This window comes from Microbacterium sp. gxy059 (genome assembly GCF_050958665.1).
GTDB lineage: Bacteria > Actinomycetota > Actinomycetes > Actinomycetales > Microbacteriaceae > Microbacterium.
The window spans coordinates 1-10,960 of record NZ_JAMXWT010000016.1 but is presented as its reverse complement, the minus strand read 5'-3'; the positions used below and the strand labels follow the sequence as shown (position 1 = coordinate 10,960).

Below are 10,960 nucleotides of genomic sequence, written 5' to 3'. Positions count from 1 at the left end.
GTTGTCGCCGAAACACGGCCGACATCGTCGTCGCCGTCGACGCGCCTACGCTCGTCGCACGCCCATCCGACCGGCGCCCGCCGCCCGTCCTCGAGAGGATCCCATGCGCGACAACCCCGACTACGCGCTGACCGACGTCCACGAGATCGCCGAGCTCGTGCGACGCCATCCCTGGTGCGCGATCGTGAGCAGCTCGCCGGACGGCGGGTTCGTCGCATCGCACTACCCGGTGCTCGTCGACGAGGACGACGACGGGCTCACGCTCCTCAGCCACGTCGGCCGTCCCGACGAGCGCCTCCACGGGCTCGGGTCGGGCGAGCTGCTCGTCATCGTCCAGGGACCGCACGGCTACATCTCCCCCGGCTGGTACGAGTCCGAGCCCGCGGTGCCGACCTGGAACTTCGTCGTGGCCCACCTCGCTGGCACCCCCGAGATCCTCTCCGACCGGGAGAACCTCGACGTGCTGCGGCGCCTGGTCGCGCACTTCGAGGATCCCCTGCCCGAGCCGCACCTCCTCGACGTCGACGCGGAGAACACCGCCTACGCCGAGCGGATCGTCCACGGCACCGTCGGCTTCCGGATGCGCGTGGACCGCATCGTGGCGAAGCGCAAGCTCAGCCAGGACAAGCCGCCCGAGGTGCGCGAGCGCGTGATGCGGGCACTGCGCGCCCCCGGCCCCTATCGCGATCCCCGGCTCGCCGACGAGATGCGCCGGGAGGAGAGCCGATGAGCCGCCTGCTGCTCCGAGCCGCTCGCCCCGTCGGAGGATCGGATCCGCGGGATCTGCTGATCGAGGACGGGGCGATCCGCCGCGTCTCGCCCGCGGGCTCGCCCGCCGACGGTGCCGAGGAGATCGACCTCGACGGACGGTTCGTCGGCCCGGGGCTCTGGGACGCGCACATCCACGCCGAGCAGTGGGTCACCGCGAGGCGGCGCCTCGACCTCGCGGACGCCGACAGCGCGGCCGCGACACTCGCTCGCGTCGCCGCCGCGCTGTCGACGCGCGGGGCCGCCGACGCCGGCCGCCCGCTCGTCGGCTACGGCTTCCGCGACGCGCTGTGGGCCGACCAGCCGACCCTCGCCGCCCTCGACCGGATCGCCGGAGACACGGCGGTGGTGCTCGTGAGCGCCGACCTGCACTGCGGGTGGGTCAGCTCCGCGGCCGCTCGCGTGCTCGGCCTGACGCCCGACGCGACGGGGGTCGTGAGCGAGGCGCCCTGGTTCGCGGTGCACGGACGGCTGAACGACCTCGATCCGCTGACGGCGGACGACTTCCGCGAGGCGGAGCGGGCGGCGGCGCGGCGCGGCGTCGTGGGCGTCGTCGACTTCGAGAACGCCGACAGCGCGAGCGACTGGGCGACGCGGATCGACGAGGGCGCCGACGCGCTCCGCGTGGTCGCCGCCGTGTGGCCCGATCGCCTCGACGCCGCGATCGCCGCGGGCCGGCGCACGGGGGATCCCCTCCATCCGTCCGGTCTCCTGACGATGGGCCCGCTCAAGATCGTCGCGGACGGGTCGCTCAACACCCGCACCGCCTGGTGCTGGGATCCGTACCCCGGCGCGGACCCCTCGCGGCCGGATGCGTGCGGCGTCTCGTCTGTCCCTCCCGACGAGCTGGTCCGCCTGCTCCGCCGCGCGCGGGCGCACGGCATCGAGGCGGCCGTGCACGCGATCGGCGACCGCGCCAACACGGTCGTGCTCGACGCGTTCGAGGAGGTCGGGATGACCGGCGTCGTGGAGCACGCGCAGCTCGTGCGCGAGGAGGACTTCGCCCGGTTCGCGGCCTTGGGCCTCGCCGCGAGCGTGCAGCCCGAGCACGCGATGGACGACCGCGACGCCGCCGATCGGCACTGGGCGGGCCGATCCGAGCGCGCCTTCGCCTACGGCTCGCTGCTGCGGGCGGGAGCGGAGCTGCGTCTCGGATCCGACGCCCCCGTCTCGCCGCTCGATCCGTGGTTCGCGATCTCCGCGGCGGTCGGCAGGTCCCGCGAGGGACGCGAGCCCTGGCACCCGGACCAGCGGATCCCCGTGGACGTCGCGCTGCGCGCGAGCTCCCGGTCGACGATCGCCGAGGGCGAGCCGGCCGACCTCGTCGTCACCGACGCCGACCCGCTCGCGGCCGACGCCGCGACGCTGCGCGCGATGCCGGTCGCGGCGACCCTCCTCGCCGGCCGCCTCACGTGGAGCGCCCTCTGAGCCCTCGCTCTCCCGCGAACGACCACGACATCGCCGAGCGACCACGGAATACGGTGGCCGCTCGGCGATGTCGTGAGCGCTCAACGAGGCGGCCGCGCTCGGCGCGGCGGCCGCGCGCACAACAGGCCGGGCTCACAGCCGGCCGCGCACGACGAAGGGGCGGGCCCGGCCGGGCCCGCCCCTCCTCATCGCGCTACGCGGCGCGCAGCCAGGCGGTCGTCGCAGCCGGCAGGCGGCCGTCCTCGAGCGGGGCGCTCGTCAGCAGCACCTCGCCTGCGGGGAGATCCACCGGCTCGTCGCCGAAGTTCGTGACGGTCACCCAGCCGCTCGGGCGGGAGAACGCGAGCACGTTGCCCGTGCTGATCTCCTCGAGCCACTCGAGGGTCTCGTCCGACTGCAGCTCGTGGCGCAGCGCGAGCGCGCGACGGTAGAGCGACAGCGTCGACGACGGGTCGTCGTCCTGCGCCTCGACGGACGAGGCGCCGAACCACTCCGGCTGGGGCAGGTGCGCGTCGCCGGATCCGAACCCGAACGACGACCCCTCCCGGGTCCAGGGCAGCGGCACGCGGCAGCCGTCGCGGCCGACGTCCTCGCCCGGGCTGCGGAAGAACGTCGGATCCTGGCGCGCCTCGGGCGCGATCTCGGCGACCTCGTGGAGGCCGAGCTCCTCGCCCTGGTAGAGGTAGGCGCTGCCCGGCAGGGCGAGCTCGAACAGCGTCGCGGCGCGCGCACGGCGCAGGCCGATCTCGGCATCGAGCGCCGGCTCGGATCCGCCCGAGAGCAGCCACTCCTTGCCCTGCTTGACCTCCTTGTCCGCGCCGCGCGGAGGCAGGCCGTAGCGGGTGGCGTGGCGCACGACGTCGTGGTTGGAGAACACCCACGTCGTCGAGGATCCCGACTGCGCGGCGAGGTCGAGGTTGAAGCTCACGATCTCGCGGAACTGGTCGGCGTCGAAGTCGGCCTCGAGGAGGTCGAAGTTGAACGCCTGGCCGAGTCCGTCCGCGCTCGCGTAGCGGGCGCGCCGGTCGGCCTCGACCCACGCCTCGGCGACAGCGATGCGGGGCGGGTCGTACTCGTCGAACACCTCGCGCCACTCGGCGTAGATCTCGTGCACGTCGTCGCGGTCCCACATGGGGTGGAAGCCGTCCTTGGGCAGCTCGTCGAGCTCCGCCTGCGAGGGGAGCTCGTCGGCGAGATCCTTCGCGAGGCCGTGGGCGACGTCGATGCGGAAGCCGTCGACGCCGCGGTCCGACCAGAAGCGCAGGGTCTCGCGGAAGTCCTGGCGGACCTCCTCGTTGCGCCAGTTGAAGTCGGGCTGCTCGGGGGCGAAGTTGTGCAGGTACCACTGGCCGTCGGCGACGCGCGTCCAGGCCGGGCCGCCGAAGATCGAGGTCCAGTCGGCGGGAGGCAGTTCGCCGTTCTCGCCCTTCCCGTCGCGGAAGATGTACCGGTCGCGCTCCGGCGAGCCGGCGGGCGCGGCGAGCGCCGCCTGGAACCACTCGTGGCGGTCGGAGCTGTGGTTGGGGACGATGTCGACGATGAGGCGGATGCCGGCCGTGTGGAGCGCGGCGACCATCTCGTCGAACTCGGCGAGGGTGCCGATCTTCGGGTCGACGTCGCGGTAGTCGTCGACGTCGTACCCGCCGTCGGCGAGCGCCGAGGGGTAGAACGGGCTCAGCCAGACGGCGTCGACGCCGAGCTCGGAGAGGTAGGGGATGCGCGAGATGATCCCCTTCAGGTCGCCGATGCCGTCGCCGTTCGCGTCGGCGAAGGAGCGGGGGTAGATCTGGTAGACGGAGGCCTGGCGCCACCAGTCGGCGTCGCCGGCGAGGATCGTCGCGGCGGGTGCGGGAGCGATCGTCATGGATGAGTCCTTACGAGGTCTGGGGTCGTGCGATGGTCTGGTCCGTCGCGCGGGGCGGGCGGAGGATCCGCGGGAACGCGTTCGATCGAGCGCGTCCCCGCGGGAGGAGGCGTTCTCTCACGGAGGCGAGTGTGCTCTCGCGAGGTGGACGGGCGGCGATCCGTCAGGAGCGGATCCAGGCGGTGGCGGCGCCGGGAAGGCGTCCGCCCTCCAGCGGCGAGCTCGAGAGCAGGACCTCCCCGTCTGGCAGGTCGACGGGCGCGGAGCCGAAGTTCGTGACGCTCACCCAGCCGTTCGGCCGCGAGAAGGCGAGCACGTCGCCCGCGCTGATCTCCTCGAGCCACTCGAGGGTCTCGTCCGACTGAAGCTCCCGGCGCAGCGCGAGCGCCTCGCGGTAGAGCGACAGCGTCGACGACGGGTCGCCCGCCTGCGCCTCGACGGACGAGGCGCCGAACCACTCCGGCTGGGGCAGGTGCGGCCGCGCGGGGCCGAACCCGAACGAGGGTCCGTCGCTCGCCCACGGCAGCGGCACGCGGCAGCCGTCGCGGCCGAGCCCGTCCTTGGTCGCGTTGAGGCCGCGGAAGAAGGCCGGATCCTGGCGCTCGTCCGGGGCGATGTCCGCCACCTCGTGCAGGCCGAGCTCCTCGCCCTGGTAGAGGTAGGCGCTGCCAGGCAGCGCGAGCTGCAGCATCGTCGCGGCGCGGGCGCGGCGCTCGCCGAGCTCGCGGTCCAGCTGCTCCTCGGGGCCGCCCTGGGCGACCCACTCCGTGCCCTGCTTGGTCGTGCTGCCGGCGCGCGGCGGCAGGCCGTAGCGCGTCGCGTGGCGGGTGACGTCGTGGTTCGAGAACACCCACGTGGACGAGGCGCCGGACGCCCGCGACTCCGCGAGGTTGTCGTCGATGATGTCGCGGAACTGCGCCGCGTCGAAGTCGGCCTCGAGCAGGTCGAAGCTGAACGCCTGGCCGAGGCTCGAGGGCGAGGCGAACCGCGCCCGCTGGCGGGCGGTGGGCACCCAGGCCTCGGCGACCGCCGTGCGGGGAGGGTCGTACCGGTCGAACAGCTCCCGCCACTCGGCGTAGATCTCGTGCACCTCGTCGCGCGAGGCGAGCGGGTGCTCCCCCGCCGCCTCGTCGAACGCCCGCAGCTCGGCGGCGCTCGGCAGCGGCTCCGAGAGGTCCTTCACGAGGAGGTTCGCGACGTCGACGCGGAACCCGTCGACGCCCCGGTCCGACCAGAAGCGCAGGGTCTCGAGGAAGTCGTCGCGCACCTCGCGGCTGTCCCAGTTGAAGTCGGGCTGCTCGGGGGCGAACGTGTGCAGGTACCACTGGCCGTCGCCGACCGGCTCCCATGCTAGCCCGCCGAACGCCGCCTCCCAGTCGGCGGGCGGCAGCTCGCCGTTCTCGCCCTTCCCGTCGCGGAAGATGTAGCGCTCGCGCTCGGGGGATCCCTTCGGCGCCGCGAGCGCCGCCCGGAACCACTCGTGGCGGTCGGAGCTGTGGTTGGGGACGATGTCGACGACGAGGCGGATGCCGGCGCCGTGCAGCGCGGCGACCATCTCGTCGAACTCCTCGAGCGTGCCGATCCGCGGATCCACGTCGCGGTAGTCGTCGACGTCGTACCCGCCGTCGGCGAGCGCCGACGGGTAGAACGGGCTCAGCCACACGGCATCGACGCCGAGCTCCCGCAGGTACGGGATGCGCGAGACGATGCCGGCCAGGTCGCCGATGCCGTCACCCGACGCGTCCGCGAACGAGCGCGGGTAGATCTGGTAGACGGTCGCCTGACGCCACCAGTCGGCGTCGCGGGCGGTGATCGGCTCGGAGAGCACGGTGAGAGAGGTCAATCCTCATCCTTTCGGGGTGTCGGTTCGAGAGGTCGGTCGGCTGTCGGGGCGGGCCCGCGAGAGCGCGGCGGTCGCCTGCGCTCTCGCGGGCCGGAGAGGGCTACCCCTTCACGGCGCCCTGCGTGACGCCCTCCATCACCCAGCGCTGCGTGAACAGGTAGGCGACGATGGCGGGGGCCATCGCCATCAGGTACGAGGCGAAGGACACATGGTAGTTGTTGCTGAACTGCTCCTGGAACAGCTTCTGCCGCACGGGGAGCGTCTGCAGCGCGGGATCCGAGATGATCAGCGACGGCATCATGAAGTCGTTCCACGCGTACAGGAAGGCGAAGATGCCGACCGTGGCGCTCATCGGGGCGAGCAGCGGGAAGATGAGCTTCCAGAAGGTCTGCCAGGTCGAGGCGCCGTCGATGCGCGCGCTCTCCTCGAGCTCGAGCGGGATCGACCGCAGGAACGCCGTGAACAGCAGCACGCTGAAGCTCAGCTGGAACATCGTCGCGAGCAGCACGACGCCGAGCGGGTTGTCGAGGCTCAGCCGGCCCGTCATCTGGATCTGCGGGAGCGCCACGACGGGGAACGGGATGAACATCGCCGCGAGCAGGTAGAAGAACGACCAGCGGAAGAGCCGGCGATCCCAGTTGCGCACGATCGCGTACGACGCGAAGGCGGCGAGGATGATCGTCGCGACGACCGTGCCGCCGGTGACGAGGAACGACATCAGCAGTCCGACGGGGAACTTCGTCAGCTGCCAGGCCTCGATGAAGCCCTGGATGCTGAGCGGCATCGGCAGTGCGAACGCCTCGCCGTCGACGGCCTGCCCCGCCGTCTTGAACGCCATCGAGATCGTGACGTAGAGCGGCAGGAGCACCGTGACGGCGCAGAGGATGAGGATGATCGTGGTGGGCCAGTTGACCCGCTCCATCTTCACCCGGGGAGGCTTCCCGCCCGGGGCGGTGAGGGCGCGCGTGGCGTTGAGGGCAGACATCAGAGGGCGTTCCTTCCGCGCGTGACCGACAGCTGGAGCAGGGCGATGAGGATCGCGACGACGAAGAAGATCGTCGCGTTCGCCATCTGGTAGGCGTAGTCGCCTCCGTTGAAGCCCGTGATGATCGTCATCGCGATGCTCCGCGTCGCCGTGCCGGGACCGCCGTTGGTCAGACCGACGATGATGTCGTACGCGTTCAGGAAGTTCTTGAAGCCCAGGATGATGTTGATCACCACGTAGCCCGCGACGAGCGGCAGCGTGATCTTCATCAGCTGCTGGCGCTTCGATGCGCCGTCGATGTCGGCGGCCTCGTACACGTCGCCGGGGACCGACAGCAGGCCGGCGATGTAGATGAGCAGCGCACTGGGGATCGCCTGCCACGCCGTCACGATGACGATCGCGACCCAGGCGAGGTCGGGGTTCGCGAGGATGCTCGTCTCGAGCCATCCGATCCCGAGAGCGGATCCGGCGTCCGGAACCGAGTTCGAGAAGAGGAAGTTGAAGACGTACGAGATGATGATGCCGGAGACCACCATCGGGATCACGAACACGGCGCGCAGCGCCGTCTTGAATCGGATCCGCGCGGTGAGTCCGACGGCGAGCAGCAGCGCGATGATGTTGACGAGCACCACGGTCACGAGCGAGAAGCCGAACGTGAACAGGTAGCTCTGGAGGATCGCGGGGTCGCTGAACGCGGCCAGGTAGTTCGTCAGCCCGATGAAGCTCCATTCGCCGATGCCGATGGAGTTCGTGAAGCTGAAGAAGATGCCGATGACGGCGGGCACCGTGATCGCGAGGGTGAACAGCGCGAGCACCGGCAGCAGGAACAGGTAGTAGATCGGTTCGACGCGCTTGGTGGACAGCCGCGTGCGGCGGTCCCCTCGCGTCACGATCGTCGTCGTGGTGGACATGATGTGAGCGGGACTCCTTCGTTCTGCTCTACTGACGCAGCGCCAGGCGCGCCCAGTCGGCGTCGAGGGTGGAGAGGATCCGCTCGGGGCGCGAACCGAGCACGATCGCCTGCGCGTAGCTGAAGACCGGGATCGTCTTCGGGATGAGCACCGAGGCGCCCTGGTAGACCTGGCCGTCGTCGTAGAAGCTCTGCATGCCCTCGATGCGCGGGTCGTCGACGGGAGCCGCGTCGCTCGTGGGCGTGAAGCCGAGCTGCTCGGCGTTGTACTCCTCGATCACCTCCGGCTGGAAGAGGTACTCGAGGAAGTCGCGGGCGGCCTCCTGGTGGCTCGACCCCTCGGGGATCATCGCCGCGAGGTCGACGTTGACGCGGATCTTCCTGTCATCCGGATCCTCCGTCATCGGCAGCGGGAAGGTGCCGAGATCGAGGTCGGGGTCGGTCTTCGCGATCTCGGTGAACGCCCACGGCCCCTGGAGGTACATGGCGGCCTCGCCGTTCGCGAACGCGAGGTTGCCGTCGCCGTAGGCCCGGCTCGGCGCGTCGGCGTTCGTGTAGGTCGTCGCGAGCTCGACCATCTTCTCCATCGGCGACGCGAGGTCCTTCTCGAACGACGTCGCGGAGTCGGGCCCGAGATCGGTGCCGGTCGCGGTGATCTCGTCGAAGAGGGCGAGCGTGTCCAGCTCGCCGCCGATCGTGTAGTCGAACCAGCCCTGGCCCACGGTCCAGTCGTCCTTGAAGGTGCCGTAGAACGGATCCACTCCCGCGTCCTGCAGCGTCTCGGAGACCTCGATGAGCTCGCTCCAGGTGGTGGGCACCTCGAGGTCGTGCTCCGCGAAGATCTCCTTGTTGTAGATCACCGAGGCGGCCATGACCGAGAACGGCAGGGCGCTCGTGCGGCCGTCGCAGACGCCGTACTGGTCCATGAGCGGCTGCATGTCGGGTCGGATCGTCGACGCGGCGGTCGTGTCCGACAGGTCGGTGAGGGTGCAGCGCTCGACGAAGCGCGAGACCTCCATGTTGTAGTTCGCGAGCAGGATGTCGGGCGGGTTGCCCCGCACGAAGCTCGCGGAGACCACGTCGACGCCCGAGGTGTCGATGACGACGTTCACGCGATCCTGCGACGCGTTGTATTCGTTGACCAGCTCCGTCATGAAGCCGATCGCCTCGCGCTTGCTGAATGTGAAGCGGATCGTCTCCGCTCCATCGCCCGCCGTGCATGCGGCGAGGCCGCTGCCGACGAGCGCGACTCCCGCGCCGGCTGCCAGCAGCCGCGCGATGCGCTTCTTCCTTGGGGACACCTTCGTCCTTCCGTCTGACGACAACAACGATCCGCGTATTAATTTAGAGCACGAATCAACTCTGCTCTCGCCACGATTCCACTCCCGCGGGCCCCTGTCAAGGCCGCGCCGAGAAGCGGGATATCGTCGTGACATGGCCCGGCCGTCGGCGAAGTCCCCGCAGCTCATGCGGCAGATGAACGCGCGTCTCGTCGCGCGCTTCGCCCTCGACGCCGACGAGTTCACCGCGGCCGACGCGATGGCCGCCACCGACCTCACCCGCGCGACCGTGCTCGGCGTCTGCGCCGACCTCGTCGCGGCGGGCTGGCTGGAGGAGCGCGCCGACTCCCGGGCCGCGGGCCTCACGAGCAAGGGCCGCCCCGCGCGGCGCTACCGGCTGCGCACCGCGGCGGGCGCGATCGTCGGGCTCGACGCCGACGAGCACCGGTACGTCGCCCACGTGACCGACCTGCGCGGATCGCTCCTCGGATCCGTGCACGCCCCCATCGGCGGCCGCGACATCGGGCCCGCCGGGCGCGTCGAGGCGGCGCGCTCCGCGATCCGCGACGCCGTCATCGCGGCGGGCCGCTCCCCCGACGACGTGCTGCTCACGGTCGTGGGGATCCCCGCCCCCGCCGACGCCTCCGGCCGGTCGCCCGAGGGCGACGGCGGCTTCTGGTCGCTCATGAACGCGCACCTCGCCGATGCGCTCGACGGAACGGTCATCGTCGAGAACGACGCCAACCTCGCCGCGCTCGCGGAGAGCGCCGCCTCGGACGACGGGCTCGGCGAGAACGTCGCGACGCTGCTCACGGGCGAACGGCTCGGCGCCGGCCTCATCGTCGACGGCCGGCTGCTGCGCGGCCCCCGGGGAGGCGCCGGCGAGATGCGCTTCCTGCGCCTCATCTTCCCCGAGGAGCACGCGACGGACGGCGCCGGCGCCCTCGCGCGCCGCTGGGCGCGGGAGGCCGTGCTCGCGACCGACGAGCCGAGCGCCCTGCGCGCCATCGACGCCGATCGGATCGAGGCCGAGGACGTGCTCGAGGCCGCGCGCGCCGGCGATCCGCTCGCGCAGCGGATCATCGACCGGCTCGGCGAGCGCCTCGCCCGCGTCGCCTTCGCCCTCGGGAGCCTCCTCGACGTCGAGAAGGTCGTCGTCTGCGGCGCGATCGCCGCGTCGCTCGCGCCCGTGCTCGACGTCGCGCGCCGCATCCTCGACACGGCGTACGAGCCGCCCGTGCCCGAGCTCGTCCCGAGCGCCCTCGGCGGCGACGTCGTCGTGCGCGGCGCGATCGAGCGCGGCCGCACGAGCATCCAGCAGGATCCGCTCGCGTTCCTCCCCGGAGGCTGACCCTCGTCAGCGCCCCGCGGGGCGCTCGGGGCGCCAGAGCACGAGATCCGTCTGCCGGCGCACGCGCGTCGTGCCCGTGAGGGTGACGACGCCGCCCGAGGCGTTCGTCGCGAAGATGCGCGCGCCGGGGCGGGAGGAGCGCTCCTCCTGCAGCTGCCGGGTGAGATCGCGCATCTCGTCGCGCAGGCCCTGCACCTCGTTCTCGAGGTCGAGCATGCGCCGGATCACCGCGAGCGGCACGCCCTCGTTCGACAGGCGCGCCACCTCGGCCAGCTGCGCGACGTCGTGGGCCGAGTAGCGGCGGGATCCGCCCCGGGTGCGCCCCGGCACGACGAGACCCGCGCGGTCGTACTGCCGGAGGGTCTGCGGGTGCAGGCCGGACAGCTCGCTCGCCGCGGCGATCGGGAAGATCGGGTCGGTCGGGCCGACCCCCTCAGGGAGCTGCATGTCTCACCTCCGTCTGGATCGTCCTGCCTGCGTGTCTCGATTCGTGCGGGAAAGCGATCGGCTTTCCCTGAGTGGAGGTGAGGT

Annotated in this window: 9 protein-coding genes; 3 read left to right on the top strand and 6 right to left on the bottom strand. The window is 71.6% G+C overall.

Features of this window, described 5'->3' with window-relative positions:
* Positions 1-103 precede the first annotated feature (103 nt).
* Positions 104-730: an FMN-binding negative transcriptional regulator gene (locus tag NHL53_RS10105; protein WP_433776739.1), complete on the top strand. Its 627-nt coding sequence runs from the start codon at positions 104-106 to the stop codon at positions 728-730.
* Positions 727-2,196 carry an amidohydrolase gene (locus NHL53_RS10100; protein WP_433776738.1) on the top strand — a complete coding sequence of 490 codons (1,470 nt, stop codon included), beginning with the start codon at positions 727-729 and terminating at the stop codon, positions 2,194-2,196. The genes NHL53_RS10105 and NHL53_RS10100 overlap by 4 nt, the downstream gene beginning before the upstream one ends.
* Before the next feature lie 193 nt (positions 2,197-2,389).
* Here the strand turns inward: NHL53_RS10100 and NHL53_RS10095 are convergent, their stop codons facing one another.
* From NHL53_RS10095 to NHL53_RS10075, 5 genes are all read right to left on the bottom strand, one after another.
* The gene (locus NHL53_RS10095; protein WP_433776737.1) at positions 2,390-4,060 is read right to left on the bottom strand and encodes a glycoside hydrolase family 13 protein; all 1,671 of its coding nucleotides are present in this window, start codon (positions 4,058-4,060) and stop codon (positions 2,390-2,392) included.
* Between the two features lie 163 nt (positions 4,061-4,223).
* Entirely contained in the window at positions 4,224-5,903 is a 1,680-nt protein-coding gene (locus tag NHL53_RS10090) for a glycoside hydrolase family 13 protein (RefSeq protein WP_433776736.1), read from the bottom strand.
* A 100-nt stretch (positions 5,904-6,003) separates the two neighbouring features.
* Entirely contained in the window at positions 6,004-6,888 is an 885-nt protein-coding gene (locus tag NHL53_RS10085) for a carbohydrate ABC transporter permease (protein ID WP_433776735.1), read from the bottom strand.
* Positions 6,888-7,799 (bottom strand): carbohydrate ABC transporter permease, encoded by a 912-nt coding sequence (locus NHL53_RS10080; protein WP_433776734.1) that lies wholly within the window; start codon positions 7,797-7,799, stop codon positions 6,888-6,890. Before NHL53_RS10080 ends, NHL53_RS10085 begins: the two co-directional genes overlap by 1 nt.
* Positions 7,800-7,827: 28 nt before the next feature.
* Complete coding sequence (locus tag NHL53_RS10075; RefSeq protein ID WP_433776733.1) at positions 7,828-9,099, bottom strand: ABC transporter substrate-binding protein; 1,272 nt, start codon at positions 9,097-9,099, stop codon at positions 7,828-7,830.
* 133 nt (positions 9,100-9,232) lie between these two features.
* On the opposite strand from NHL53_RS10075, the gene NHL53_RS10070 reads away from it, so the two are divergent.
* Complete coding sequence (locus NHL53_RS10070) at positions 9,233-10,429, top strand: ROK family protein (RefSeq protein WP_433776732.1); 1,197 nt, start codon at positions 9,233-9,235, stop codon at positions 10,427-10,429.
* Positions 10,430-10,435: 6 nt separating this feature from the next.
* Here the strand turns inward: NHL53_RS10070 and NHL53_RS10065 are convergent, their stop codons facing one another.
* Positions 10,436-10,876, bottom strand: coding sequence for a heat shock protein transcriptional repressor HspR (locus tag NHL53_RS10065; protein ID WP_433776731.1), 441 nt, complete (start codon positions 10,874-10,876; stop codon positions 10,436-10,438).
* Positions 10,877-10,960 lie beyond the last annotated feature (84 nt).

Excerpts from the sequence above, each read along its gene's own strand:
- NHL53_RS10105 (WP_433776739.1), top strand. The coding sequence starts at position 104 with ATGCGCGACAACCCCGACTACGCGCTGACCGACGTCCACGAGATCGCC.
- NHL53_RS10100 (WP_433776738.1), top strand. The coding sequence starts at position 727 with ATGAGCCGCCTGCTGCTCCGAGCCGCTCGCCCCGTCGGAGGATCGGAT.
- NHL53_RS10095 (WP_433776737.1), bottom strand. The coding sequence starts at position 4,060 with ATGACGATCGCTCCCGCACCCGCCGCGACGATCCTCGCCGGCGACGCC.
- NHL53_RS10085 (WP_433776735.1), bottom strand. The coding sequence starts at position 6,888 with ATGTCTGCCCTCAACGCCACGCGCGCCCTCACCGCCCCGGGCGGGAAG.
- NHL53_RS10080 (WP_433776734.1), bottom strand. The coding sequence starts at position 7,799 with ATGTCCACCACGACGACGATCGTGACGCGAGGGGACCGCCGCACGCGG.
- NHL53_RS10070 (WP_433776732.1), top strand. The coding sequence starts at position 9,233 with ATGGCCCGGCCGTCGGCGAAGTCCCCGCAGCTCATGCGGCAGATGAAC.
- NHL53_RS10065 (WP_433776731.1), bottom strand. The coding sequence starts at position 10,876 with ATGCAGCTCCCTGAGGGGGTCGGCCCGACCGACCCGATCTTCCCGATC.